Source organism: Nocardia sp. NBC_01327 (genome assembly GCF_035958815.1).
GTDB lineage: Bacteria > Actinomycetota > Actinomycetes > Mycobacteriales > Mycobacteriaceae > Nocardia.
Window position 1 is genome coordinate 6526790 of sequence record NZ_CP108383.1, and the last position, 25803, is coordinate 6552592.

The 25803-nt window shown below is 66.6% G+C and carries 22 protein-coding genes; 9 read left to right on the top strand and 13 right to left on the bottom strand.

The annotated features are described in order from the left end of the window. The first annotated feature begins 115 nt into the window (after positions 1 to 115). The gene (locus OG326_RS30075; protein WP_327140511.1) at positions 116 to 1300 is read left to right on the top strand and encodes an acyl-CoA dehydrogenase family protein; all 1185 of its coding nucleotides are present in this window, start codon (positions 116 to 118) and stop codon (positions 1298 to 1300) included. Between the two features lie 30 nt (positions 1301 to 1330). Here OG326_RS30075 and OG326_RS30080 read toward each other — a convergent pair whose 3' ends face one another. Then, on the bottom strand, positions 1331 to 1978 hold the full coding sequence (locus tag OG326_RS30080) for a sensor histidine kinase (protein WP_327140512.1): 648 nt from the start codon (positions 1976 to 1978) through the stop codon (positions 1331 to 1333). 248 nt (positions 1979 to 2226) lie between these two features. Beyond that, entirely contained in the window at positions 2227 to 3273 is a 1047-nt protein-coding gene (locus OG326_RS30085) for a polyprenyl synthetase family protein (RefSeq protein ID WP_327140513.1), read from the bottom strand. A gap of 293 nt (positions 3274 to 3566) precedes the next feature. Here OG326_RS30085 and OG326_RS30090 point away from each other — a divergent pair, with 293 nt between their 5' ends. Next, on the top strand, positions 3567 to 4244 hold the full coding sequence (locus OG326_RS30090; RefSeq protein WP_327140514.1) for a hypothetical protein: 678 nt from the start codon (positions 3567 to 3569) through the stop codon (positions 4242 to 4244). A gap of 92 nt (positions 4245 to 4336) precedes the next feature. Here the strand turns inward: OG326_RS30090 and OG326_RS30095 are convergent, their stop codons facing one another. The 3 genes from OG326_RS30095 to OG326_RS30105 form a co-directional block, all read right to left on the bottom strand. Then, positions 4337 to 4774: an SRPBCC family protein gene (locus OG326_RS30095; protein WP_327140515.1), complete on the bottom strand. Its 438-nt coding sequence runs from the start codon at positions 4772 to 4774 to the stop codon at positions 4337 to 4339. A gap of 260 nt (positions 4775 to 5034) precedes the next feature. After that, on the bottom strand, positions 5035 to 5382 hold the full coding sequence (locus tag OG326_RS30100) for a hypothetical protein (protein WP_327140516.1): 348 nt from the start codon (positions 5380 to 5382) through the stop codon (positions 5035 to 5037). Positions 5383 to 5654: 272 nt separating this feature from the next. Then, positions 5655 to 11111 carry an ATP-binding protein gene (locus OG326_RS30105; protein WP_327140517.1) on the bottom strand — a complete coding sequence of 1819 codons (5457 nt, stop codon included), beginning with the start codon at positions 11109 to 11111 and terminating at the stop codon, positions 5655 to 5657. Positions 11112 to 11294: 183 nt separating this feature from the next. On the opposite strand from OG326_RS30105, the gene OG326_RS30110 reads away from it, so the two are divergent. After that, positions 11295 to 12989, top strand: a complete 1695-nt coding sequence (locus tag OG326_RS30110; RefSeq protein ID WP_327140518.1) for a bifunctional 3'-5' exonuclease/DNA polymerase — start codon at positions 11295 to 11297, stop codon at positions 12987 to 12989. Here OG326_RS30110 and OG326_RS30115 read toward each other — a convergent pair. From OG326_RS30115 to OG326_RS30125, 3 genes are all read right to left on the bottom strand, one after another. After that, positions 12971 to 13840 (bottom strand): hypothetical protein, encoded by an 870-nt coding sequence (locus OG326_RS30115; protein ID WP_327140519.1) that lies wholly within the window; start codon positions 13838 to 13840, stop codon positions 12971 to 12973. The genes OG326_RS30110 and OG326_RS30115 overlap by 19 nt on opposite strands. A 56-nt stretch (positions 13841 to 13896) precedes the next feature. Then, positions 13897 to 15054, bottom strand: a complete 1158-nt coding sequence (locus OG326_RS30120; protein ID WP_327140520.1) for a radical SAM protein — start codon at positions 15052 to 15054, stop codon at positions 13897 to 13899. An 83-nt stretch (positions 15055 to 15137) separates the two neighbouring features. Further along, entirely contained in the window at positions 15138 to 15509 is a 372-nt protein-coding gene (locus OG326_RS30125; RefSeq protein WP_327140521.1) for a hypothetical protein, read from the bottom strand. Between the two features lie 120 nt (positions 15510 to 15629). On the opposite strand from OG326_RS30125, the gene OG326_RS30130 reads away from it, so the two are divergent. Next, positions 15630 to 16007: a hypothetical protein gene (locus OG326_RS30130; protein WP_327140522.1), complete on the top strand. Its 378-nt coding sequence runs from the start codon at positions 15630 to 15632 to the stop codon at positions 16005 to 16007. Positions 16008 to 16014: 7 nt separating this feature from the next. Here the strand turns inward: OG326_RS30130 and OG326_RS30135 are convergent, their stop codons facing one another. Then, positions 16015 to 16908, bottom strand: coding sequence for an AfsR/SARP family transcriptional regulator (locus OG326_RS30135; protein WP_327140523.1), 894 nt, complete (start codon positions 16906 to 16908; stop codon positions 16015 to 16017). A gap of 299 nt (positions 16909 to 17207) precedes the next feature. Here OG326_RS30135 and OG326_RS30140 point away from each other — a divergent pair, with 299 nt between their 5' ends. After that, positions 17208 to 17804, top strand: coding sequence for a TetR/AcrR family transcriptional regulator (locus tag OG326_RS30140; RefSeq protein WP_327140524.1), 597 nt, complete (start codon positions 17208 to 17210; stop codon positions 17802 to 17804). A gap of 26 nt (positions 17805 to 17830) precedes the next feature. Next, positions 17831 to 18628: an aldose epimerase family protein gene (locus OG326_RS30145; protein ID WP_327140525.1), complete on the top strand. Its 798-nt coding sequence runs from the start codon at positions 17831 to 17833 to the stop codon at positions 18626 to 18628. On the opposite strand, the gene OG326_RS30150 is transcribed toward OG326_RS30145, so the two are convergent. Continuing rightward, on the bottom strand, positions 18625 to 19089 hold the full coding sequence (locus OG326_RS30150; protein ID WP_327140526.1) for a MarR family winged helix-turn-helix transcriptional regulator: 465 nt from the start codon (positions 19087 to 19089) through the stop codon (positions 18625 to 18627). The two genes, OG326_RS30145 and OG326_RS30150, sit on opposite strands and share 4 nt — an antisense overlap. Positions 19090 to 19185: 96 nt before the next feature. Between OG326_RS30150 and OG326_RS30155 the strand changes: the two genes are divergently transcribed. Next, positions 19186 to 19809: a GTP cyclohydrolase II gene (locus OG326_RS30155; protein ID WP_327140527.1), complete on the top strand. Its 624-nt coding sequence runs from the start codon at positions 19186 to 19188 to the stop codon at positions 19807 to 19809. Here the strand turns inward: OG326_RS30155 and OG326_RS30160 are convergent. From OG326_RS30160 to OG326_RS30170, 3 genes are read right to left on the bottom strand one after another with little or no spacing between them, the layout of a single operon-like run. Next, positions 19796 to 20677 carry an NAD(P)-dependent oxidoreductase gene (locus tag OG326_RS30160; RefSeq protein ID WP_327140528.1) on the bottom strand — a complete coding sequence of 294 codons (882 nt, stop codon included), beginning with the start codon at positions 20675 to 20677 and terminating at the stop codon, positions 19796 to 19798. The genes OG326_RS30155 and OG326_RS30160 overlap by 14 nt on opposite strands. Further along, positions 20674 to 21423 carry an SDR family oxidoreductase gene (locus OG326_RS30165; RefSeq protein WP_327140529.1) on the bottom strand — a complete coding sequence of 250 codons (750 nt, stop codon included), beginning with the start codon at positions 21421 to 21423 and terminating at the stop codon, positions 20674 to 20676. Before OG326_RS30165 ends, OG326_RS30160 begins: the two co-directional genes overlap by 4 nt. Before the next feature lie 52 nt (positions 21424 to 21475). Next, positions 21476 to 22945 (bottom strand): aldehyde dehydrogenase, encoded by a 1470-nt coding sequence (locus tag OG326_RS30170; RefSeq protein ID WP_327140530.1) that lies wholly within the window; start codon positions 22943 to 22945, stop codon positions 21476 to 21478. Positions 22946 to 23175: 230 nt separating this feature from the next. On the opposite strand from OG326_RS30170, the gene OG326_RS30175 reads away from it, so the two are divergent. Together OG326_RS30175 and OG326_RS30180 are read left to right on the top strand one after the other, a co-directional pair. Then, entirely contained in the window at positions 23176 to 24525 is a 1350-nt protein-coding gene (locus OG326_RS30175; RefSeq protein ID WP_327140531.1) for a cytochrome P450, read from the top strand. A gap of 47 nt (positions 24526 to 24572) precedes the next feature. Further along, on the top strand, positions 24573 to 25802 hold the full coding sequence (locus OG326_RS30180; protein ID WP_327146618.1) for a cytochrome P450: 1230 nt from the start codon (positions 24573 to 24575) through the stop codon (positions 25800 to 25802). Position 25803: the final 1 nt, after the last annotated feature.

Sequence of the window (25803 nt, forward strand, 5' to 3'; positions counted from 1 at the left end):
CGGCCGACCCGATCAGCGGGAAGATCATCCGCTGTGAGGGTGGTCACCGTTAACTTCGAGGGGTGCCTCGCCGCTTGGCGGGGCCGGTTCTCGCTAGTGGTTCGGAGGTGCGGGCATGTCGCACAGCGTTGTTCATCGGGTGGCGGAGATTTCCGGGCAGTTGGCGGAGGCCGCTGCCGAGACGGAGCAGGCGGGCAAACTGTCCGACAAGAGCGTCGCGCTGATCCGCGATGCCGGGGCGATGCGCATGCTGCAGCCCACCGACTTCGGCGGATTCGCCGCGCACCCCAGGGATTTCGCCGAGGCGGTCATGGCGGTGTCCGCGGCCTGCGGGTCGACGGGGTGGGTATGCGGCGTGGGCGGGGTGCATCCGTGGGAGATGGCGCTCATGGATCGCCGGCTGCAGGAAGAGGTGTGGGGCGCGAATCCGGATACCTGGATCGCCTCGCCCTATGCGCCGCAGGGTATCGCCACGCCGACCGACGGCGGCTACATCCTGAAGGGCCGGTGGAGCTTCTCCTCCGGGACCGACCATTGCGACTGGATCTTTCTGGGCGCCATAGTCGGTGACGCCGACGGCATGCCCGTAATGCCGCCGCAGATCCTGCATGTGGTGCTGCCGCGCGCGGACTACACCATCGTGGACGATTCCTGGGATGTCATCGGACTGTGCGGCACCGGCAGTAAGGACGTGATCGTCGACGGTGCGTTCATCCCGGCGTATCGCACCATCGACTCGGAGGAGGTCTCCTCCGGAACCCTTGCCGCCGACCGGGCCGGGCGCACCGAAACCGTGTACCGGCTGCCGTTCTGGGCCATGTTCCCGCTCGGCATCACCGCGGCCGTCATCGGTATCGCGGAGGGCGCACTGGCCGCGCACCTGGACTATCAGCGCGGCCGGATCACCGCCATGGGCACCGCGATCAAGGATGATCCGTACGTGCTGTACGCCATTTCCGAGGCGGCCTCGGAGATCGCGGCGTCACGCGCCCAGCTGCTGGACGGGATCAGCAGGCTCTACGATCTGGCCGATGCGGGTGCGCCGATCACTTTCGCCGATCGGTCCGTGGTGCGCCGCAATCAGGTTCGCTGCGCCTGGCGCGCGGTGGCCGCGGTCGATGAGATCTTCGCCCGGTCCGGTGGCAATGCCGTGCGCAAGGGTCATGTGCTGCAGCGCTTCTGGCGGGATGCGCATGTGGGCCTGCAGCATGCCATTCATATTCCGGGATCGATCTACCACTCCGACGCGCTGACCTCGATGGGCATCGAACCGGAGGGCATGCTGCGGGCGCTGATCTGAACGACCTGTCCGATCAGTGGCCGACCGGCATCACGGCCGAATGCCACCGGGAGTTCCGGAACCGCACGGAGTCAGGGCGCGGGGTAGTTCGACGGTGAAAGTGCCACTGCGACCGGCCTCGTGCTCGACCCACACCGCGCCCGCGTGTGCGGCGACTATCGACTGAACCACGGCCAGCCCCAGCCCGGCGGTAGCCCTGCCGGCGGTGGTCGCCTGACCATTCGTGGTGGCTTCGATGCGAATCACCCGCTCGCCCGCGATGAGTCGCACCGAGACCACGGCGCCGGGCTCGGCGGCGGCCATCGCGCACGCGATCAGGTTCGACAGCGCCAGGCGCAGGCGAATGCGATCGCCGACCACCCCGCAGGAATCAGGGCCTTCGATTGTCAATGCCGCCAGGCGATTATGCGATTCGGGGACATGGACGTCGCGCAGGACCTCATCGGCCACGGCGCCCATGTCCACGGGCTGCCATTCGAATGGATACAGCACATCCATTCGGGTGAGGGTCAATAATTCGTCGAGCATGCGGCGCATGCGCACCGACTCCTGGGCGATCCGGTCCATCACCAGATCGCCGTCGGATTCCGCGCCCTGCCGATACCGATCGACGAGTTCGCCGATTTCGGTCAGCGGGGCGCGCAGGTCATCGTTCGCCTCGATCAGCAACTGACCCATTCGGTTCTCGGTTCGAACAATGTCGGGCGTGAATCGCCCAGGTCGAAGGGAGAAGATCGGGTCCGTCGCATTCATTCTGCGCTGTCCCTTCTGACCGAGGGTCGAGGTGCGGCCGAGCCGAATAATACGGAACCATGGCGTCTCGCAACGGCCCAACCATATGACTCCAGATATCAGCTGGCAACCGCAGGAACTGTGATCCGAACCACTCGGGACCACAAATGCGGCGCGGACCGCGCCCTCGTCGCTCAGTGGTTGCGGTGCGTGATCAGGTCCGCCAGCACCCGCAGATCCGCGGAGTTTTCCGCATCCGCACCGGCGCGCTCCAGGCAGGCCAGCGCCGCGGCGATCTCCCGCTCCGCCTCCGAGCTCGCCCATCTGCGCGCGCCCGCCCGCTCGATCAACTCGGTCAATCGGGCAACCGCGAGATCGTCGACCGGCTCGTCGCGGTAGTACAGGCGGCCGAGTTGCGCACCGGCCGCGGTGCCGGAAGACAGCGCCGCCATGACCGGAAGCGACTTCTTATGGCTGCGCAGATCCGAGCCGACGGGCTTGCCGGTCGCCTTCGGATCGCCCCAGATGCCGAGCAGATCATCCACCAGCTGGAAGGCCGTGCCGAGATGCCTTCCGAAGGAACGCATCTCACCGATCTGCCGCGGCCCCGCACCCACCGCGATCGCGCCGAGCTCGCACGCGCAACCCAGGAGCGCGGCCGTTTTGCCCGCCGCCATGGTCAGGCATTCGTCCAGGGTGACATCGGTGCGGCTCTCGAACGAGATATCGGCGGATTGGCCCGCGCACAGTTCCAGCACCGTCTCGGTGAGTACCCGCAGGGCGGGGCCGGGCGTCGCCACCTCGGCCAGCACGTCGATCGCCAAGGCCTGCAAGGCATCACCGGCCAGAATTGCCTGGCCGACACCGAACACCGACCAGGCCGATGGGCGGTGCCTGCGGGTCAGGTCATGGTCCATGACGTCATCGTGCAGCAGCGAAAAGTCGTGCACGAGTTCGACGGCCACCGCCGCGGGCACCGCGGCCCGGGCGAGCAGATCACCGAGCGGACCGCTCACCGCGCGCGCGGCCGCCAGCGTCAGCGCCGGCCGCACCGCCTTCCCGGATTCGGAGCAGGCGGCGCCGTCGGCATTCCACCAGCCCACGTGATATCCGACTATGTGCCGCAGGGGTCCGGGCAGCCGGTCCACCGCAGCGCGATGGGCGGGTTCCACCAGTTCCCGGGTATGCGCCAGTACCTGTGCGGCGGTCTTGGTTTCAGGCGCGAACGGACCAGCAGTCATTCGACCTCCAGGGCTCAAAGGATGTAGCGCGAGGGGTACCGCAGGATGACGCGGGGGAAATGACTTGGGATGCAATCCAATTGCGGACTGTAGCGGACGAATCCGACAAAAGCCCTTGTGTGGCAACCTTGTCGCTATCAAAGTTCTATATCGATCCGAAGCCGACCCATAGAGCAAGCGTCCGCTCGGGGACGGTGCGTATGTTGCGAGCCTCGGATTCAATCGATTCGTCTGCCGAATCGCCTGCCGGCAGATAGCGTCTCGCAACGGCCGCCCAACAGTGAGGAATCCCCTTGACTCAATCCGAGAAAGCAGAACTGTCCTTCCCCCCGGTTGAGCCCCCGCCTTTTCCCGAAACGCAACCCGAAAAGCGAGGATTCACACGCCGGAAGCTCGCCGCCATCGCCGGTGTGCTGCCCCTGAGCGCGATCGCCGTCGGCGCCACGTACTACGCCCGAAACGACGGAAATGCCGGTTCCACCGCAGCTCAGGGCAGTACGAGTACTACCGCCAAGCCGGCGAACTTCGGCGCCGTCCCCACCCAAACCGAACCCCCGGCCGGCCTGGTCCCCGAAATAGCGAAAATCGGAACCCGCCACATTGCCGCACTGCACTCGATCCATCTCTATTTGAATCACATGTCGACCTACGACCCCCAATCGCTGGACGACTATTTCACCGGCGCCATAGACGCGTCAACGGGCGCACATCGCCAACAATTGATCGATACCAACAACGCGACCCGCGAATACTTCCTCGCCACGAACAGCCGCAGCGAAGTCATCGAATTCAACTGCGGCCTCCGAGCGATCACCGGCACCACCGCCCTCGGCGTCGGCTACGTAAAACAATCCACCACAACCGATCTCACCCCCACCCCCGCGGTCTCCCTCACCGCCTCGGTGGTCACCGCGGAAGAACAACCCGACGGCCGCTGGCTCATCAGCGACGTAAAACTCATCTCGACGTGACCGTTCAGGCCGCCGCCGCACCGACAGCCACCGCGATCGCCGACCACTGCTGAAGTAGGCCGGAATCGCCGAACATCGCTGCCTGCAATAGTTCAGCGTTGGTTCGCCCGTTCTGCGATTTGAGCCTCGGCCAGAGTTACCAGTTTATCGACGGTGGGCGGGAGTTCGCGCGAAAGAATCGCGCGCATGATCGGGCGCAGGATGAATGCGGTCGATCCGTGTGCGCTGATATCGAAGGTGACCGCGCATCCGTCATCGGTGGGCTCGATGCTGTGGACCCAGTCCATCCGCCCGCCCATGGGGAGGAAGAATCGGTCTGTATAGCGCTGCGGCCGAATGCATTCGACGATCTCCCAGACGCGCACGGGCTGCCCCTTCAACTTCACCGAGCCGCGCGCACCCAGCTCGAACGAGCCCTCGATCGACTCCAGGGCGCCGTCCCAGCGAGTGCGACCGGCGACATCGGCGAGCAACGCCCAGATGTCCTCAGGTGCGGCGGAGGTTGTACGGGTGACAGTGATGACCTTCATGACAGGTCCTTTCGATCCGGCGCCGAGGCCGGTGCGATCTCTCGCCTAAGACTAATGTCTAAGACATATGTACTATAGCGCAGACGCGGCCGATCGCAACAGCGAATTCACTTGCGCCGCATGTGCAGATCCCCGAGGGACGCCCCGCTGCGGCGACACCGCATCCCCCCCATCATGGGCGGACGAGACTCGGCGCTCCCGGCTCTGAACGAGTCGCGGGCGTACCCCCTACGAGCGCAGGCGTCGAGACCGGCCGCGGCTCAGAGGTCTTGGGAGAGGAGGGTGTTGCACCAGATGCGGATGCGGTCGACGGGGAGGTTGTCGGATTGGTCGCAGTATCTGGAGAATTCGCGGCGGCCTTTGAGGGCGGGGCGTTCGGGGAGGTTGAGGGCTTCTGCCCATTGGAGGGCCAGGAGTTCGGCGGCTACGGGGTCGTAGTCGGCGGGGACCGCGCCGAGGGCCTCGGTGAGGGTTCCCAGGCCGCATTCGTCGGCGGGTTCGGTGTGCAGACTCCACTGCAGTGGTTCGAGATTCATCCAGTCGAGGATGTGGGCGATCCGGGCCGACATCCTGTCTGGCTCGGCCTGGTGGTGCGGGTCCACCCCCATTGGTGGCCCTCCTTCCCGTGGATTCCCAACTTCCCCGAGCACTGACACTTCACCGCGACAACGCAAATCACCAGCGAACTAGCTGCGCTGGAAGCATACGACGCCCCACCCAGTGTGCTCTCACCAGGTGCTTTTCGCCGGGCATCCGCAGGACTCGGCCCGCGGAACACCCTCGAACGCCCTGCGCCCCAGACCTGACCGGTACTCGGAAAGGCCTGGGGCGCAGGGGAATACGCTACCTCGGCGTACTGCCGATCAGAAGATCGGAAGCATCACCGCAACCGCGCCTCGATAGCCTCGATGATGCGGGGGCGCAGTTCGGCGGCGCGGACGATGGCGTCGACCGAACCGACCTCGACAGCGCGCGGAATATTGTGCACGCGGTCGAATTCCGAAGCGACATCACCGAGCTTCTCGGTGCGCACCGCCGAACGGACATCGTCGCGCTCCGCGATCAGCGCCGCCCGATCGGTGCCGGAGGCGTTCGCGGCGCGCTCCTCCAGGTCCCGCACCCGCGCATCCGCGGCCGTGCGCGCATTGACCTCGTTCGAGAACACCACGGCCGCAGCGGGAGCCCCGCCGAGCACCGAGGCGAACGAACCTTCGATCGCCAGCACCGTCATATTCGGGTTCAGCGCCTTGGAGAACACGACGAACGCGCCGCCGTGATACCGGGAGATCACGCAGAACACAATGGGGCCTTGGAAGTTCACGATCGCACGGCCGATCTCGGCGCCGTACTCGAGCTGCAACTTCCGCATGGACTCCGGCGAACCGTCGAAGCCGGACAGGTTCGCCAGCACCACCAGCGGGCGATTGCCACTCGCGGCATTGATCGCCCGTGCGGCCTTCTTCGACGACCGCGGGAACAGCGTGCCGGCCGTATAGGTGTCCGGCCCGTCGGTCGACGGGAAGCCGCGCCGCGGCACCCCGCGCGACTCGATACCCAGCAGGCACACCGGGATTCCGCCCAGATGCGCATCCTGCACCACGGAGGTCTCGGCATCGGCCATGCCCGCCCAGCGCTCCAGCACCGGATGGTCCTGATCGGACACCGCCCGCATCACCGTCCGAATATCGAACGGCTTCTTGCGATCCGGATTCGCGGCAGCGGAGAAGATCTGACCGACGGTGGTGAAATCGCTGTCCGCCACCACATGCGGGTAATCGGAGACATCGCGGTCGATCGGATCGCTGGTCTGCGCCCGTCGCGGGGACTGCTCCCCCGGCGCCACATAGGTGTGGTCGTAATGCGCCATCAGCACATCCCGCGCGGCCGTCAGGTTCGGCGCCCAATACTGCGCCTGACCGTTCGGGCCCATGACGCGGTCGTAACCGCCGATACCGAAATTGTCCTCGGCCGACACACCACCGGAGAAGTCCAGCGCCTGCTTACCGGTCAGCACCATCGCCGAATCCGGCGTCATGACCAGAATGCCCTTGGTGTGCATGAGCATGGTCGCCTCGGCGTTCCAATACGGCTGCGCACCGACATTGATGCCCGCGACGACAATATTGATCTCGCCGCCGTCCTGGGTGAACTCGACGATCCGCTTGAGCGCCGCGGCCACCCAGTCCATATTCTCGGTACCCGACTCCATCGAGATCCGGGCGCCGGAGGACAGTGCGAACCACTCCAGCGGCACCTGCATCCGCTCGGCCAGATCCAGGGCGGCGATCACCCGGCGGCATTCCGGCTCCGACAGTGCGCCGAGCGATTTGGTCGGATCGCCGAGCAGCACCACACGGGTGACGCCCTCCGGATACAGCGTGGTCGGCGTGCTCACCACACCCGCCACGATCGCGGCCCTGTTCGTACCCTTGGGCCGGTCCACCGGCACCAGCGCGTGATTCGCGTCGAGGTCGTACTCGGCGAAATCGCCCAGCATGCCGGTCAATTCGTACGGGTACACCGTATTGCGGCTGCTCGCCCGCAACACCTTCTGCCGGTACGCATCCAGCGGCTCCACCGGATCATCGGACCGCTCACCGATGATCACCTCGGTGCCGCCGGTGGCGCCGAAGACGACGCGCACCGCGACCTTCTTCAGCTCATCGGTCTTCGGATCCCGATGCCGCGCAATGATCAGGATCTCCTCCAACCCCGCACCGGCGGTGGTCGGCTGCACGCGGGCCGCGATCGTCTCCAGCTCGGCGCGGGTGATATCGACCGGCGGCCAGATGTACATCACAATGCGGTTGGTGTGCAGGCGCTTTGCCGACGGCCGCAGGGTCTGCGCCCGGCGGATCGAATCCAGGCATGTGGCGATGGTGATCTCGGCGGTCGGCAGCGCGAGCAACCGGCCGTCGTGCTCACGCAGTGACGCCAGGTCACGAACCTGCGCGAAGGCGACAAGCCGCTCGTCCGACGGGTTTTCCTTTGCCACACAGCGGAAGAGGTAGATCTCCTCGTCATCCGAGGACGGCAGCCGCGTGAGATCGAACTTGTGCAGCCGCTTCATCTGCATCCGCTGCGCGATGTACGGGTGCAGACCGCGGATCAGGCGCTCCTCGGCCAGACCGGTGGCGGAGGGGCGGAAGGTGAAGTGGTGGTGCATGACCGCACCGCCGCTGCCCGCCACCGTAGCGGTGATCCGGTGCACCTGGTGCGGCAGCGGTTGCGCATTGAGCGCCTCCTGCAGGGCCGCCGCCATGGCGTCGAAGTCCTCCGGCTGCTTTTCCCAGCTGAGGTAGATATCGGCCTCGATAGAGGCAGCGCCACCGGCCAATTCGCTCAGACCGCGCAGCACGGTGTCGAGCGCGTCGAAACTCACCGCGGCCGAGACCAGGGTCAGGCCCCGGCGCTCGGCGATGACGAAGGTGCAGTCGTCCGCCTCATGGGTGCGAACGTCGACCAGACCCTTGTTGCCGTAGTACCGGCGGGTCAGCACCTCGAGCATGGCCGTGTTGTCGGCATGACCGCGCACCAGCCGCTGGCCCAGCAGTCGCACCAGAGGTTCGGTGCTGCGCACCATATCCGAGATGTGCTCGGCGCGATCGGGAGTATCCGGATGCGTATCGAGGTGGCGCAGGTACTTGCGGACATTGGTGTAGACGCGAGCACGGTTGCGCCGCAACAGCGGCTGGCCGTACCAGGCGTACACCACGCCGCGGGTGAGGTCCGCGATCGCGGGGAAACGCACCTGCGTCGCCGCAACCAGGCGCTCCAGCGCCAGACCCGCCGGCTCGCGCAGCGCACGGTCCGGAACCGACTCGCGCAGCCACTCACGCAGGAGCGTGGTGATGACCGTGATGGTGTCGGCCGGACGCTGCTGCGCCAGGAAGATGCGGAAGACCGCGCCTTCCAGATCGGGAGTCCGATCCAGATCGGTGACACCGTAGTGCCCGAGCGCCTTGGCGAGCTTGGCCCGGTAGGTCTCCGGCAACCCGGCGCGCTCGACATCGAGGCTCTGCAGGTAGGTGTGGAAATGCTCACGGGCACTGTGGACGTGGCTGTGGCCGCCGTCCTCGTCCCAGGAGCGGTTGTGCGTCAGCTCGGCGAGATCGGCGAACACCTCGACGAGTTCGAGCTCCTCGGCCAGCGGCCGGCGGTTGTCCAGAATGGCTTCCCGGCGCGAGACCAGGTAGTCCTCGACCACCCGGCGCTCATCGTGCGGATCGACATCGAAGCCGAGCAGCATGCCGCGCAGGTCCTGCTGACCGCGGGCCAGCCGCTCGTGCGGCAGCACCGCCGTGAATTCGGCGGGCAGATCCAGCTCGCCGACCGTGACCGCCGCGGCCTCCGCGTCGTCATCGGCCAGCGGCTCCAGCCGCATCAGCGGTGCGCCCGTCTCCACCTGGGAGCCGACGGACACAGCGCATTCCTTCAATCGCGCCCGGAACGGTGCGCGTAGCACCGTTTCCATCTTCATGCTCTCCAGCACCAGAATCGGCGCGCCCGCCTCGACCTCGGCGCCGATCTCCAGCGGCGTGGCGACCACCAGCGCGGGAGCGGGTGAGCGCACCACACCGCCCTCGTCACGACTGATGCGGTGGGTGACACCGTCGACATCGACCACGTGGATCGGGCCGTGCGTGCCGGTGGTCAAGCGGTACCGGGTGCCATTGACGACGATCTGCCCGGTGTGGTGATCGAAACGCTCGAGATCGACATCGGCGGTGCGAATTTCGCTGCCCGACTCGACCGCGATACGGAACCGGTGCGCACCGATGCGCGCGACGCGCACCCGGTAGCCGGCGCCGCGCAGTTTGAGATCGCGCGGGCGGCCGCTCTCGTGCTGCACCTGCGGGCGTCCGCCGGAAGCCGTGGACAGCAAGCGGTTCCGCTCGACCCGCTCTTCCTCCTCATAGGCGTCGATCGCGGCGGCGGCCAGGGCGACCGTGGAGTTGAGGTGCGAGACCAGACGGCCCTCACCGCGCACGCGGTCGATCCAGCCGGTGTCGGCGCTGCCGTCGATCACCTCGGGCTGGATCAGCAGATCGAGCACAAAGCTCTTGTTCGTGGCGCCGCCCTCGATGACCACGCGGGTCTGCGCCACGGCCCGGCGCAACCGGCCCAGCGCCTCATCGCGGTTACGACCGTAGGCAATGATCTTGGCGATCATCGAGTCGAAGTCGGCGGGAATCGTATCGCCCTCGCTGACACCGGTATCCACGCGAATTCCGGGTCCGGCCGGCAGGTCCAGTCGCGCGATGCGGCCCGGGGCGGGCGCGAAATCGCGATCGGGATCCTCGGCATTGAGCCGCGCCTCGATGGCGTGGCCGCGCTCGGCCGGGGGCTCACCCTCGAGCCGGCCGCCGGAAGCCACCAGCAGCTGCGCCCGCACCAGGTCGAACCCGGTGGTGGACTCGGTGATCGGATGTTCCACCTGCAGGCGGGTGTTCACCTCGAGGAATGCGAAAAGCCGCTCACCCGGGTGGTAGAGGAATTCGACGGTCGCCGCACCGCAGTACCCGACCGCCACCGCGAGCCGCTCGGCCGAGGCCTTGAGCTCGGCCGCCTGCTCGGGGCTCAGCACCGGTGAGGCCGATTCCTCGATGACCTTCTGATTGCGGCGCTGCACCGAGCAGTCGCGCACGCCCAGCGCCCACGCGGTCCCGTGACTGTCGGCGATCACCTGGACCTCGACGTGCCGGGCGCCCGTGACCAGGCGCTCGAGGAAGACCACACCACTGCCGAAGGCGCGCGCGGCTTCCTGACGAGTGCGTTCATAGGCATCGACAAGTTCGGCGTCGTTCGACACCATGCGGATGCCGCGCCCGCCGCCGCCGGCGGTGGCCTTCAGCATGAGCGGATAACCGATATCGGCCGCGGCCGCCAGGGCGTCGTCGGCGGTCTCCACCGCCCCGCGGCTCCACGGCGCGACCGGCACACCGACTTCCTCGGCGATCAGCTTCGCGCCGATCTTGTCGCCGAGCTTGCGCATGGCTTCCGGGCTGGGCCCGATGAAGGTGACGCCGATCTGCTCGCACAGCTCCGCGAATGCCGGGTCCTCTGCGACGAAACCCCAACCGACCCAAGCGGAATCGGCTTTGGTCGCGAGTAGGGCGCGCTCGAGCACCTTCAGATCGAGATACGGGCGGGCGGAGGCCGGACCCAGGTCGTAGGCGATGTCAGCCTCGCGCACGAATGTCGCATTGCGGTCGACATCGGTGTGCAGAGCGACGGTTTCGATCGGTATTCCGGTCTCCGCTGCCAGATCTCGGGCGGCATGGATGAGGCGCATAGCGGCCTCTCCCCGGTTCACGATGGCGATGCGGCTGAACAACTCGCCGACTCCTTTCCACAGCACTGGCCCGGTAGGGCAAGGGTGATTACTCCCGGTTCCGCTTAGTGTGCACTCCGCTTCGAGCAGATGCACAGCGTCACGGGGTTACCCGTCCGTATTGCGGGAATCGGCCCCACATGCGGGTAGAACCCGCCGCAATTGTGGAGATCGACAGTGATGTCGGTGCCCGCTGCCAGACTCGGGCATATGCGATGGGCGGTGGCGAAAACTGACGAGGGGGGTGCGCGGCTGTGCCCGTTGGGCCCGGACGGTCGCCCGGCCGGGGCGGTGCTGCACGAGCCCTCGCTCGCCGAGGCGGTGCGCTCGCGTCCGGAGGTCGAGCGGTGGGTCTGGCGCTCGACCTCTGAGATATATCGGCATCTGCTGGCCGCGGGTGTGCGGGTCGAGCGCTGCTATGACGTGGAGGCCGCCGAATCACTGTTGATCGGTCATGAGCAGGGCCAGTCGGGGCAGGCTCGCTCGTTGGCGGCGTCCTGGGCGCGATTGCACAATCTGCCGGTACCACCGGACGCACCCGCGCGGGCCGCCGAGACCCAGCCGTCCCTGTTCGAATCGGGCCCGGTGCCGCTACCGCCCGGTACGGACGAATTCACCGCGCTGCTGGAGGTCTACGCGGCACAGGTGGCCCGCACGGCCCGGACCGAATACCCAGAACGCATGCGGATGCTGCTCGCCGCCGAATCGGCGGGCATGCTGGTGGCCGCGGAGATGTACCTGGCCGGAATTCCCTGGCATGCGGACGTGCACCGGGAGCTGCTCGAAAGGCTGCTCGGGGAACGGATTTCGGGCGGGACCGAGCCGCGGCGGATGGCGGAGCTGGCCGAGGAGGTATCGCGGGCCTTCGGAGACGGCGTGCGGGTGCGGCCCGACCTGCCGCAGGACATCATCCGGGCCTTCGGGCGCGCGGGAATCCTGTTGTCCTCCACCCGGAAATGGGAGCTGCAGGAGGTCGATCACCCCGCGGTGGCGCCGCTGCTGGCCTATAAATCGCTCTATCGCCTGTACACCGCACACGGCTGGTCCTGGCTCGAGCAGTGGGTGCACGATGGTCGCTTTCGTCCCGAATATGTGCCGGGCGGCACGGTGACCGGACGCTGGACCACCAATGGCGGTGGCGCGCTGCAGATTCCGAAGGTGATCCGGCAGGCGATCCGGGCCGACCCGGGCTGGCGCCTGGTGGTCGCCGACGCCGATCAGATGGAACCGCGGGTGCTGGCGGCGATCTCGCGCGATCCGGGGCTCATGGAGGTGGCCGGTCGCGGTGAGGATCTGTACGCGGATCTGGCGGCCCGCGCCTTCGGCGGCGATCGCGCCCAGGCGAAAATCGCCATGCTGGGCGCTATGTACGGCCAGACCTCCGGCGATGCCCTCACCCATATGGCCGAACTGCGCCGCCGCTATCCGGCCGCGGTCGCCTATGTCGACGACGCGGCCAGTGCCGGTGAGGAAGGCCGCCTGGTGCGCACCTGGTTCGGCCGCACCTGTACGCCGGTGGCCGCGGCCTCCGATCAGGTGGACCACTCGCAGGAGAATGCCGGGCGGTTCGGCAGTACACCCGGCGCGCGTGCGCGCGGCCGCTTCACCCGGAACTTCGTGGTGCAGGGCAGCGCCGCCGACTGGACGCTGCTGGTACTGGCGGGGCTGCGGCATGCGATCACCCGCGCGGGGCTGCGGGCCGAACTGGTCTTCTTTCAGCACGATGAGGTCATCGTGCACTGTCCGGCCGAGGAGGCCGACACCGTCGCCGCGGCAATCGCCGCCGCGGCGGACGATGCGGGGCGAATCGCCTTCGGGCCCACACCTGTTCGGTTCCCCTTCACGACCGCGGTGGTGGAGTGCTACGGGGATGCGAAGTAGCCGCGGCAGCTGAACTGCAGGTCGATCTGCCCGTGAGGTTCGGCGTACGCGTCGTGCAGCATGTTCTCGGTGGGAGCGATGTACGCCTCGCCCGGGTGCACGGTGATCTTGGTGACGGGATAGTCCGGGAACACCTCCATAAAGCGTTTACCCAGGGCGAATCGCGGATCACCCGCACCCGCGAGTAGGTCGCCCTCACGCAGCGCCTGTTCCATGACCTGGACCGGGGCATTGACGCACAGCAGCCAGCGGTCGCGGCTGCCGAGGTTGAGGGAGACGCGATTCGCCGCTGCTGCACGGGATTTCAGCGGATTGCCGTACCAGCTGTCGACATGCATTCCGACCCTGAGGCCGTGACTGCCCGTGGTCATCGTCAGGTTTCCGGCGGGGGTCTTGCCGTACAGCAGCGGGTTCTCGATACCGGGGCGGGCCGGATCGGTCAGGGTGGTGGCCCAGCGGATCGACTCGACCAGTGCCATGCGGCCTGCCGGGCCATCGAGCAGCGAGGCGAGCGCCGACTCGGCGCCGACGGCCGCCGCCGCGCGTAGCTCGGCGCACGCGTCGAGTACCGGGGCGGGTACGGGCACGACGGCAATCCAATCACCCGGCGGCGCTCCGGGATCGGGTGTGCCGTACAGGATTCCGCGTTCGTAACAGGTGGGCGAGCGCCACGGCGCGCGAGGAACGAACGAGCCGTCGGCGTAGGTGCCGGGCAGCGGCCCCGCGGCCGCGGGCAGGAAGCCGGAGCTCAGCTCGACGCGGTCCGTGGATTGTGTTCCGGACGGGGGAAGAAGTTTCACACCGTTGCGGAGTCCGGCGTAGGCGATGCCGGTGTGCTGACGCAGGGTCATAGCGTGTCCTGGACAGAAGGGCGGAGGGATCGGGAAAGGTTGTGCGCCAGCCGAAGTCAGGCAATGGTGTACTGCTGCCGCCACTGCTCCACGGTGTCGGGCACCCGGTCGCGCAGCAGTTCGGCGATATGGGCGATGACCGGGCGGCCGGTGCACAGCAGGGTGCCGTGGCCGTCCTCATCACGTTCGTGGGGTTCGGTTTCGGCCACCAGCGAACCGCCGCAGGCGTCGAAGAACGGGCAGGACAGGCAGTTTCGGGCGACTCTGCGCTCGGCCTCCACCGCGCAGCGTTCGAAGGCTGTGCCGGCCAGCATGTCCACGAAGGGTTCGGTGAAGATATTGCCGATCGACCATGCGGGGTCGCCGTAGGGTTCGCCGTAGGTGAAGCAGGAGCCGTCGGTATTGACCAGAACCAGCGGGAGCCACTCACGGCGGTCGTAGTACTCCGCGCCCCCGGCTCCGGCAAGGTAGCGGGCGGCGATCTGAACGTAATTGTCCAGGGGCGCGGGCGGGCGCTGCATGGTTTCGCTGGCCAGCCACAGTTCGATCAGGTGCGCCAGCGCGGACAGCTCCTGCTCGGCGCTCACCTCGAACGGGGTGGTCTGGCCGGGCTCGCCGGTGTCGAACAGCGGCAGCACCCGGAAGTTGACCCTGCGCTCCTCGAAGAAACGGAACACCTGCTCCACGGCGTGGATGTTCTGCGCGGTCAGCACCGAGATGCATCCCACCTGCGCGTGTGCCGCCAGCAGTCTGTCCAGATTCTCGGCCACCCGCTGCTGTGAATCGCGGCCTGCCAGGTTCACTCGCAGGCCCCCGATCACGTCGAGGGAGACGCCCACGGAATCGAAGCCGTCCATGAGCAATTGGCGGCGTTCGTCGTCGAGGATCATCAGATTGGTCTGCACACTGTTCGAGGTCGGGAGCTGCGCACCGAATATCTCGTTCTGGTCGGCCAGTGTCTGCCGGTAGAACTCGGTGGGCTGCAGCAGCGGTTCGCCACCGTGCCAGATGAAGTCGAGTTTGGTGCGCAGTCCGTCCCGCTCGTCGATCATCGAGAAGTATTCGCGCAGATTGTGATACATGGCGGTCACCTGTGCCCGCGACATCGCCGCACGGTTTCCCAGTTCCGGGTATTCGTAGCAGTACTTACACCGCAGATTGCAGAACTTGGAGACCTTCACCACGATCTGGATGTTCCGGTTGAACGAATTCACTTGGGCTCACTCATTTCTCGCACATCGACGAACCTGGCCCACACCCGCCGCCAGGTCTGCGCAAACCTGGCGGCGGGCGCGATCTAGGGCTCGGACAACTCCATGAAGGGGTCCCCGGGCGCCTGGTGGAACGGGGCGTCCTGGCCGAACGGACTCCCCTGGCGGAACGGGCCCTCGTTGAACTGATGGAACTGGTGGAACGGATTCGGCTCCGTCGTATCGTGTTGCACGCCATGGGAAGCGGCGGTCAGGTCCGCCGTGACGCCCTGGGCGAGCAGCGTGGACAGATGCTCCTTCGCCGCGGCTCCGACGACGTAACTCTGTGGCGCCGGGGCCACTGCCGCACCGGCCGGACCGGCAATGGTCATGGCCACGGCCGGTACCGCCGCCATGGACGCGGCGATCGCGGCGAGCCGCGCTATGGCTGCCGATCGGCTGCTGCTTGGAGGTGACATTCTGATTTCCTTCCAGTAGGGCCCCGCCGATCCCGGTAGCCCCGAGTGCCTACCGGACTCGGCGGGACAGCTATAGATATGCGCGGGGGTTACGTCCATCCACGGGAAGGGAAGTGCGCCATGCACGATGACGATGCGCGGGCCGCGCTGCAGCGCCACTGGGCAGCCTCGGACGCCGGCGATTTCGTGACCGAACACCAGATCTACCGAGCCGACGCGGTTCTCGACTATCCGCAATCCGGCGAGCGCATCCGCGGCCGGCAGCACATTCAGGCATCACGGACCGCCCAGCCCAGTGCGAAACGCTTCACCGTGCGCCGCATCCAGGGCGGCGGCGGGCTCTGGATCACCGAACTCGTCATCGACTACGACGGGCAACCGTCCTACGTCGTCAGCATCATGGAATTCGAAGGCGCCGAAGTAGTCCACGAGACTCAGTACTTCGGCGATGCCTTCGCCCCCGGACCCTCCCGCTCACAGTGGGTTGAGCGAATGTAGCGCGCAACTATCGACTGTTGAGGGCGCTCACGAATCGGTGCCGCCGGCCGAAGCCGGGGGAACCTGCCGCCGACTGAGCGGGGCGCGGTTCCACCGCGAATTCGCGGTTGAGTACCCGGCGCAGCAGTGCGCGGGTGTGGTGGTCGGGATCGAGTTCGAAGTGTTCGCGCAGGCGCTCGGCGCAGAGTTCGTACCACCATTCCACCTGCTGCAGCTCGCCGCGCCGGGCGTGGATCACCATCATCCGGCGGAAGGCCGCCTCATTGGCGGTGTCGATGGCAAGGGTGTGGCGGCAGGCGTCGGCCGCGTCGCCGAGTTCGCCTGCCTCCAGGGCGAATTCGGCCAGGGCCTCCCAGGCGCTCAAGGCCAGCGCGCGCAGCCAATGCCGCTGCTCGGTCACCCACCCGTCCCGCTCGCCGCTGAAGAATTCGCCCGAGTACAGCGTGACGGCCCGCCGATACAGCTGTACCGCCTCCGCCCGGCGACCGCGCGCGGCCGCGTCCCGGGCGGCCGAGGTGTGCCGCTCGAACTCGTGACAGTCGACGATCACCTCATCGCCCACATCCATGACGTAGCCGAAGTCCCGGTACTCCACCCGCAGATAGTCCCGATCCGCGCCGAGGTGGGTGTCGAGCACCCTGCGCAGCGTATGCACCGCCACCTTCAACGAGGTGCTGGACCGATCGGCTTCCGGCCACAACAGCTCTCGCAGCCGATCCTTGCCGACAACGAGGTTCTTGTTGACGAGCAATACCCCGAACAGTGAGCGCGCCTTATTCGAACGCCACCGCATCCATTCATTGCCGGGATTCGAAAAGGCGAACTCGCCCAGCATTTTCACGCATATCGTGTTCTCGCGCATATCGTGCCGCAGTGCCGCACTGTCGTCAGATGCCATCATCGAAACTCCTCGCATCCAGGCGTTCACCATTCAGCCGGCACGCTAGGCAATCTGTTGCGTGACAACATATCTCGTACCCGGCCGCGCTGGCGGTTATGTTCGCACGCTCAACAACACTGCGCAAGTTGGTGTTTCACATTCACGCGACCCGCATACACCGGCATAAACAATCCACAGCGCCTGTAATGTTTCCGTCGCGTCGCTACCTGGCCGATCCGCCGAAAAGTCATGTTCCGCTCATGTTCTGCCGCCGCGGCCAAGCGCGGGACGAACGCCCCGCGGTCTGAGATCATGAGCGGGTGACCGAGGCGGGACGGCTGCGACGCGCACCCGTGCAGTCGCGCAGTAGGGAACGGGTCGAGCGCATCCTGGATGCGGCCGGAGAGCTCGTGTGCGACAACGGCATCGACGCCGTGACGACCCGTGCGATCGCCGAGCGCGCCGCGGTGCCGGTCGCCACGCTCTACCAGTTCTTCGCCAATCGCGAAGCGGTGCTTCAGCAGATGCTCGAACGCGATATGGAACGCATCGACCGGCGCATTGCCGAGGACATCCAGACGCTGCGGGCGGCGAGCATCGCCGACGCGATCGCGGTCTTCGCGACCGTGCACCGCACCCACTTCCTCCGGCACCTGGAGTTCGTCTCGCTCTACTTCGCCGCCGCGGACCGCGAACTGGTCCGCACCCACCAGCGGCGCTGTGCACAGTCGTTCGGCCACCTGCTGATCACCTCGGGCCTGCTCCCCGCCCATACCGATCACCGCGTCTTCGCCGTGGCGATCGCCATTGCCGAGGGCACCATCGAACAGGCCTACCGCAACGCGCCCCGCAACGAATGGATCGTCAGCCAGGGCCGCCTGGTCCTGCAGCTCTATCTCGAAGCCCACCGCGGCTGAGCCGGTTCGAGTCGTAAGGTCGATTCGTGACCACCGACACGATCATCTCGCTGTCCGCTGGAGACGCCGGACTGACCATCGATCCCGAGAACGGCTGCCGCTTGACGAGCCTGCGGCTCCGGGACACCGAACTCCTGCGGCAGGGGGCCAAGTTCGGGGTATTCCCCATGGTGCCCTGGTGCGGCCGAATCGAATTGGGCCGGTTCCGCAGTGGCGGGAAGCAATATCAGATGCCCATCAACAGTGCCCCGCATGCCATTCACGGCACCGGTCGCAATACCGCGTGGAGCACTGTCCGCAGCGATGGGCGTTCCGCCGCATTCACTTACGACCTCGTCGAGCCGTGGCCGTTCCCGGGGCGCGTCACCCAGTCGATCGAGCTGAACGAGAACTCGCTGTCGCTCACCATGACCGTCGAAGCCGCCGGGGACTCGTTCCCGGCGCAGGCCGGCTGGCATCCGTGGTTCCTGCGAAACCTCGCCCGCGGCAAGGATGTCGAGCTCGCCTTCGAACCCGCATGGCAGGAGGAGCGCGGTGCTGATCATCTGCCCACCGGCCGGCGCATTCCCCCGCTGCCGGGCCCGTGGGACGACTGCTTCGGCATGCCCGGCGGGGTGGATGTCACCCTCACCTGGCCGGGTGCGGTGGAACTGCGAATCACCAGCCGGACCGAATGGGTCGTGATCTACGACGAGCAGGCCGAGGCGGTCTGCGTGGAAGCGCAATCCGGTCCGCCGAACGGACTCAATACCCTGCCGCGCCTGGTCACGCCTGCCGATCCCCTGGAGATCTCCGCGATGTGGACCTGGCGGTCCCTGGCCTAGTCACCGGATTCGCGCAGCCGCTGAGTGATCCGGCCGAGACCGTCGGCGATCGCGGTGAGCTGCGCCGGAGTCAGCACATCGATGAACAGCTCCCGAACGGCTGCGACATGCCCCGGCGCGGCTTGTTCGAGCTTGTCCCGGCCCGCATCGGTGAGCACGGCGTAGACCGCGCGCATATCGGTCGGACAGGACCGCCGCCGCACCAGACCGGCCTTCTCCAACTGGTCGATCTGATATGAGAGCTTGCTCTTCGAATTGAACATGGCCGTGGCGAGCTCACTCATGCGCAACTCGTTCCCGGGTGCGTCCGCGAGCCGGACGAGGATCTCGTACTGCGGGTGCGAGAGCCCGGCATCGTGCTCGAGCTGCTGATCCAGCCGCCGATTCAGCAGGGTCGCAGTGGTGACAAAGGCCAGCCAGGCCCGGCGCTCCTCCCCGTCCAGCCACCGCGAATGACCCATAGTCCCAGGTTACAGCGATTGTTCGAAGTGGAATAAGCAGATGATCACCGAGGTTCAAATTTGAACAGAACAGGTCCTCGGAACACCGGAGCAGTTATGGACACCACCACCGCAGTGGGTGCGAGTATTCGCACCCGAGTGACGATTCCGCTGACCTTCGGGGACGGATACTCGACCGTCGCGGAAGCCGTCACCTTCGACGGCCTCGCCGACGGCAGAGAACACCTCGCCCTGCTGCTCGGCGACCAGCGGCCGGCGCGAACGCCACTGGTACGACTGCATTCGGAATGCCTCACCGGAGACGTCTTCGGCTCGGCTCGGTGCGATTGCGGACCTCAGCTGCGCGAGGCGGCCGAACGCATCACCCATGCCGGCGGCGTCCTGCTCTACCTGCGCCAGGAGGGCCGCGATATCGGCCTGTACAACAAGCTCGACGCCTACGCGCTGCAGGATCTGGGCATGGACACCTACGCGGCCAATACCGCGCTCGGACTGCCCGAGGATGCGCGCGACTACACCGCCGCCGCGCAGATGCTCGCCGCGCTGGGCGTGACGGAAGTGGATCTGCTGACCAATAATCCGGATAAATCACGCCAGCTCGGTGCGCTCGGAGTGGGTGTCCGCACCCTCGTGCCGACGGCCGTCCACGCCACCTCGAGCAATCTGCACTACCTGCGCGCCAAGATCGAGCACACCGGGCACACCATCAGTCTGAGTTGAGCGCGGTGTCGCCCACGCCGAGTCCGCTGCCGAGTCCGGTGCGGGCGAACTGCGCGAGCGGCAACGGAATTCCGAGGCGATCACCGAGTTCGAGAGCCAGACTCAGATCCTTCTCCCCGAGGTCGCGGACATGCCCGAGGATCGGGTACCAGAAGTCGGCCGGATCGATCGGCGCGGTGGTGTCGCGCAGCATGATCGCGCCCGGCCCGCCGGTAATGGCATCGGAGTGCCGCACGACTTTGCCGAGAGCGGTGATATCGAGCCCGGCCGCCTCCGCCAGGCGCTGCGCCTCGGCGGCGGCGGTGAAGGCGACGAAGTGCAACAGGTTGCGCGCCAGCTTCATTCGGGTGCCCGCACCGACCCCGCCCGCGTGCACGATGAGATCGGAGAAGCAGCCGAACGGCGCTCGGATGCGTTCCACCGCGGCGTCACTGCCACCGACCATCACCGCGAGCACACCGCGTGCGGCGCCGGGTGCGCCGCCGCTCACCGGCGCATCGACGAACTCGACCTCGTGCTCGGCGCAGACCGCCGCGAGCTGCGCCGCGGTCTCATCGCTGATCGTGGAGTGCACGGCCACCACGGTTCCCGGGGCCGCGGTACGCAGAATGCCCGCCGGGCCGGTGAGCACCTCGCGCACCTGTGCGTCATTGACGACGGTCACGCAGATCACCGCCGACTCGGCCGCCAACGCCGCGGGATCGGCTGCCGCCCGCGCGCCCGCCTCGGTGAACGGGAGAGTCGCGGCCGAATTCACATCGCACACCGTGAGCCCGCCCGGCCAGTCCAGCAGCCGCTTCGCCATGGGCGCGCCCATATTGCCCAGGCCGATGAATCCGACCGGGACACTGGAGGATTCGAGTGTCATCGGATGATCTGCCCGCCGTCGACATTGAGAATATGGCCGGTGACCCAGCTCGCGTCGTCGGAGAGCAGGTAGAGGCAGGCGCCCACCAGATCCTGCGGCGTACCCATGCGCTTGATCGGCAGGCGGGAAACCATATCCTTCACAATGCTGCCCGGTGTGACGGTCAGGGTGGCCTCGGTGTCGATGGGGCCCGGCGCGATCGCGTTCACCCGAATCTTGGAGCCGCCGAGCTCGACCGCGAGTTGCTGTGTCAGGCCGTTGATTCCGACCTTCGCCAGGCCGTAGAAGCCGGAGTACACCCACGCCGCGGTGGAGGACTGATTGACGATGGAACCGCCGCCGCCCGCCGCCATCTGCTGCCACACCGCGCGCGTCACGTTCAGTGCGCCGTCGAGATTCACGCCCATGAACTTCTTGTAGTAGTCCCACGGCACGGTGAGCAGCAGATCCAGCTTCATCTCGCCGTAGATGGCGGCATTGTTGACCAGGTGGTCGATGCCCCCGAACTGCGCGACGGTGAATTCCGCCAGTGCGGCGGCGGATTCGGGATCCGCGACGTCTACCCGGCAGAAGGTAGCGGTGCCGCCGTCTGCCGTGATCTGCTTCGCGACTTCCTCACCGCGTTCGATATTCAGGTCGGCGACAACAACTTTCGCGCCTTCCGCGGCGAGCGCGCGGGCGTAGACCTCACCGATGCCCTGGGCGGCCCCGGTGACAATGGCGGATCGGTCGGTAAAACGGGCCATGAAATAATCAGCTCCTAAATATGTTGCGGTACAGACTTTTTCGTCGGCGCGGTCAGGCCGGTGTGGCGACCAGCTTGGTTTCCAGATACTCCTCGAACCCGGCCACGCCCATTTCGCGGCCGAAACCGGACTGCTTGTAACCGCCGAACGGCGCATCGGCGGCGTACCAGAGACCGCCGTTCACGCTCAGCGTCCCGGTGCGCACTCCGGCGACGACGGCATCGATCCGCTCGGGATCACTCCCCCAGACCGAACCCGAAAGGCCGTAGGGCGATTCGTTGGCCAGCCGGATCGCATCGGCGTCGCCATCATGCGGAATGATCACCAGCACCGGACCGAAGATCTCCTCCTGGGCGACAGTCGCGGTATTGGGGATATCGGCGATGAGCGTCGGCTCGATGAAGAATCCGCGCTCCTGCGCGGCAGGCCGGCCGCCGCCGACCACGATGCGGCCGCCCTCGGCCCGCGCGATATCGAGGTAGCGTTCCACGCGGTCGCGCTGGCGTGCGGAAATCACCGGGCCGCAGACGGTTCCGGATTTCTCCGGATCCCCCGCGCGAATTCCGCCCAGGGTCTTCGCGGTCGCGGCCACGGCCTCCTCGTAGGAGGCACGCGGCACCAGCAGCCGGGTGGTCAGTGCGCAGCCCTGTCCGGCGTGCACGGTGACCGAGAATGCGGTGTAACTGCACGCGGTCGCGATATCGGCGTCGTCGAGCACGATGGCGGCCGATTTACCGCCGAGTTCGAGGAAGGTGCGCTTGAGCGTGGCGGCGGCCCCGGCCATCACCGCCCGGCCCGTTTGCGTGGATCCGGTGAAGGTGATCATGTCCACCCGCGGATCGGCGACCAGCTGCGCGCCGAGTGCGTGATGGTCGGAGGTGACGATATTGACCACGCCTGCGGGGATATCGGTGTGCTCGGTAATGAGCTGCCCGAGCACGGCGGCACACCACGGGGTGTCCGGAGCGGGCTTGAGCACCACGGTGTTTCCCGCCGCCAGCGCCGGGCCGAGCTTGGCCAGATTGATCTGATGCGGGAAGTTCCACGGGGTGATGGCGCCGACGACGCCGACCGCCTCGCGCCGAATCCGCCGGCGGCTGGTGATCCCCATGGTCACCCCGAGCCCGAGATCGGTGTCCCAGTCGTAGCTTTCGGTCAGATCGGCGGCGAAACCGAGATCGGCGATCGGGCCTTCCAATTGCGGCCCGCTCGTCAGCATGCGGGGCGCACCCACTTCGGCAATGGTGATCTCGCGCAGTTCGTCGACGTGCGCGCGCAGGGCCTCGCGCAATTGACGCAGGCAGTGTGCGCGGAAGGCGTGATCGCGGGACCAGTCGGTGGTGTCGAAGGCGGTGCGGGCCGCACCGATCGCGGCGTCCATATCCTCGGCCGACGCATTGGCCGCGTGACCGAGCACCTCCTCGGTGGCGGGATTGATCGTCGCGAAGACGCCGGCCCCGCCGGAGACCAGTTTGCCGCCGATCAGCAGGGGTGTGCCGCCGGCGGGAACAAGGCCGTTCATAAGTGGCTCCGATACGTGTCTGGACAGGTGCTCGGAATATAGTTCGAAGGTCCGGCCCGGCACAAGGATGGAATGCCCGTGCGCAGGTCCGGGGCTTCGCCAATCTCATAATGCCGCAATCGGATACATGTTCACGCCGGATTCGAGTCTTGTCGCGGGACTGCAATCGTAGTACCGTCCGGACACGTGTCCGGCACGTGTCCGGGCAGCTATTCCGGGAAGGATTTCCAATGACACTGGTCAAGCCGCGACGGGTCTCGGGAGGCGAAGTCGAGCACGGCCATCTCGAAGAGTTCCGCACCGATCCGATCGCCCTCATGCACCGGGTGCGCACCGAATGCGGCGATGTCGGAGCCTTCGAGCTGGCGGGCCGCGATGTGATCATGCTGTCCGGTGCGCAGGCCAATGAGTTCTTCTTCCGCTCCGGCGACGAGGATCTCGACCAGAGCGCGGCCTACCCGTTCATGAAGCCGATCTTCGGTGAGGGCGTGGTATTCGACGCCAGCCCGGAACGCCGCCGCGAAATGCTGCACAACCAGGCGCTGCGCGCGGATTACATGCGCGGGCACGCCGCCACCATCGCGCACGAGGTCGACCGGATGGCCGCCGGCCTGGACGACGAGGGCGAGATCGATCTGCTCGACTTCTTCGCCGAGCTGACCATCTACACCTCCTCGGCCTGTCTGATCGGCGTGAAGTTCCGCAATCAGCTCGACGGGCGGTTCGCGCATCTCTATCACGAACTCGAGCAGGGCACCGATGCCCTCGCCTACGTGGACCCGTACGCGCCGATCGACAGCTTCCGGCGGCGGGACGAGGCCCGTGTGCAGCTGGTGGAACTGGTGCAGGACATCATGATTCAGCGCGAAGCCGCACCGTCCGCCAAGGACGACCGCGATATGCTCGACATCCTGATCTCGGTCAAGGACGAGAACGGCGGACCGCGCTTCTCGGCCAGTGAGATCACCGGCATGTTCATCTCCATGATGTTCGCCGGGCACCACACCACCTCCGGCACCGCGGCGTGGACGGTCATCGAACTGCTGCGGCATCCGGAGCTGCTGCGGACCGTTGTCGGCGAGCTGGACGAACTCTTCGCGGACGGCTCCGACGTGAGTCACAATGCGCTGCGCCAGATTCCGAATCTGGAGGCGACGCTGAAGGAGACGCTGCGCCTGCATCCGCCGCTCATCATTCTGATGCGGGTGGCACGCGATGAGTTCGAGGTGTGCGGAAACCGCATTGCCCCTGGCGATCTCGTTGCCGCGACCCCGGCCATTTCCAATCGGATTCCGGAGGATTTCCCGAATCCCGACGCCTTCGATCCGGACCGCTACCTGGATCCGCGCCAGGAGGACATCCTCAATCGCTGGACCTGGATTCCCTTCGGCGCCGGACGGCACCGCTGTGTCGGGGCCGCGTTCGCGCTCATGCAGCTGAAGGCGATCTTCTCGATTCTGCTGCGGGACTGGGAATTCGAGATGGTGCAGCCGTCCGATACCTACCGCAACGATCACTCCAAGATGGTGGTGCAGCTGCAGCAGCCGTGCCGCGTCCGCTACCGCCGCCGCCAGCGGTGACTCCGGACCACAACGACGTGACTTCCCAGGAGACAGCTGTGCCATCGATGCCCACCGGATTCGACTTCACCGATCCGGCACTGTGGGAAACCCGCAATCCCGTAAAGGAATTCGCCGAACTGCGGCGCACCGCCCCGGTGTGGTGGAACGCGCAATCGGACGAGACCTCGGGCGGCTTCCGCGACGGCGGGTACTGGGTGGTGAGCAAGCTCGAGGACATCAAGGAGATCTCCCGCAAGCCGGAGCTGTTCTCCTCGCAGCAGAAGGGCTCCATCATCCGGCTGCCCGGTGAGGTCACTCCCGAGCAGATCGAACTCACCGGTGCGCTGCTGGTGAATATGGATCCGCCCAAGCACACCAAGACCCGCCGCATCATCTCGAAAGGCTTCAGCCCCCGGGCGATCGAGGGGCTGCGCGCGGCGCTGACGGAACGCGCGGCGGCCGTGGTGCACGCCGCCAAGCGGGAGGGCAGCGGCGATTTTGTCGAACAGGTGGCCTGTGAGCTGCCGCTGCAGGCCATTGCGGAACTGATCGGCGTGCCGCAGGCCGACCGCCGCAAGCTCTTCGACTGGTCCAATCAGATGCTCAACTACGACGATCCGGAATTCGGGGAAACGACGACCACCGACTCCTCGACCAATGCCTCGGTCGAAATCCTCGGTTACGCTTGGAATTTGGCGGAGCAGCGGCGCGCCTGCCCGATGGACGACATCGTCTCGCAGCTGGTGACCGCCGATCTCGACGGTGAATCGCTGGGCTCGGACGAGTTCGGGTTCTTCGTCATTCTGCTGGCTGTCGCCGGTAATGAGACCACTCGCAATGCCATCACCCACGGTATGAAGGCGTTCATCGACAATCCGGAGCAGTGGGAGCGCTACAAGCAGCTGCGGCCGCGCACCGCGCCCGATGAGATCGTGCGGTGGGCGACGCCGGTCACCGCCTTCCAGCGCACGGCGACCGCGGATACCGAACTCGGCGGACAGCTCATCCGCAAGGGTGATCGGGTCGGATTGTTCTACAGCTCGGCCAATTTCGACGAGGAGGCCTTCGAGGACCCGTTCACGTTCGATGTGTTCCGCGAATCCAATCCGCATGTCGGGTTCGGCGGTACCGGGACGCACTACTGCGTCGGGGCGAATCTGGCCCGGCTCGAGATCGACCTGATGTTCAATGCCATCGCCGACGTCATGCCCGATCTGTCCCAGGTGTCGGAACCGGAGCGGCTGCGGTCGGGCTGGATCAATGGCATCAAACGCTGGCAGGTCCGGTACGAGTAGC

Excerpts from the sequence above, each read along its gene's own strand:
- OG326_RS30075 (WP_327140511.1), top strand. The coding sequence starts at position 116 with ATGTCGCACAGCGTTGTTCATCGGGTGGCGGAGATTTCCGGGCAGTTG.
- OG326_RS30080 (WP_327140512.1), bottom strand. The coding sequence starts at position 1,978 with ATGGGTCAGTTGCTGATCGAGGCGAACGATGACCTGCGCGCCCCGCTG.
- OG326_RS30085 (WP_327140513.1), bottom strand. The coding sequence starts at position 3,273 with ATGACTGCTGGTCCGTTCGCGCCTGAAACCAAGACCGCCGCACAGGTA.
- OG326_RS30095 (WP_327140515.1), bottom strand. The coding sequence starts at position 4,774 with ATGAAGGTCATCACTGTCACCCGTACAACCTCCGCCGCACCTGAGGAC.
- OG326_RS30100 (WP_327140516.1), bottom strand. The coding sequence starts at position 5,382 with ATGGGGGTGGACCCGCACCACCAGGCCGAGCCAGACAGGATGTCGGCC.
- OG326_RS30115 (WP_327140519.1), bottom strand. The coding sequence starts at position 13,840 with ATGACCCTGCGTCAGCACACCGGCATCGCCTACGCCGGACTCCGCAAC.
- OG326_RS30125 (WP_327140521.1), bottom strand. The coding sequence starts at position 15,509 with ATGTCACCTCCAAGCAGCAGCCGATCGGCAGCCATAGCGCGGCTCGCC.
- OG326_RS30130 (WP_327140522.1), top strand. The coding sequence starts at position 15,630 with ATGCACGATGACGATGCGCGGGCCGCGCTGCAGCGCCACTGGGCAGCC.
- OG326_RS30135 (WP_327140523.1), bottom strand. The coding sequence starts at position 16,908 with ATGATGGCATCTGACGACAGTGCGGCACTGCGGCACGATATGCGCGAG.
- OG326_RS30150 (WP_327140526.1), bottom strand. The coding sequence starts at position 19,089 with ATGGGTCATTCGCGGTGGCTGGACGGGGAGGAGCGCCGGGCCTGGCTG.
- OG326_RS30155 (WP_327140527.1), top strand. The coding sequence starts at position 19,186 with ATGGACACCACCACCGCAGTGGGTGCGAGTATTCGCACCCGAGTGACG.
- OG326_RS30160 (WP_327140528.1), bottom strand. The coding sequence starts at position 20,677 with ATGACACTCGAATCCTCCAGTGTCCCGGTCGGATTCATCGGCCTGGGC.
- OG326_RS30165 (WP_327140529.1), bottom strand. The coding sequence starts at position 21,423 with ATGGCCCGTTTTACCGACCGATCCGCCATTGTCACCGGGGCCGCCCAG.
- OG326_RS30170 (WP_327140530.1), bottom strand. The coding sequence starts at position 22,945 with ATGAACGGCCTTGTTCCCGCCGGCGGCACACCCCTGCTGATCGGCGGC.
- OG326_RS30175 (WP_327140531.1), top strand. The coding sequence starts at position 23,176 with ATGACACTGGTCAAGCCGCGACGGGTCTCGGGAGGCGAAGTCGAGCAC.
- OG326_RS30180 (WP_327146618.1), top strand. The coding sequence starts at position 24,573 with ATGCCCACCGGATTCGACTTCACCGATCCGGCACTGTGGGAAACCCGC.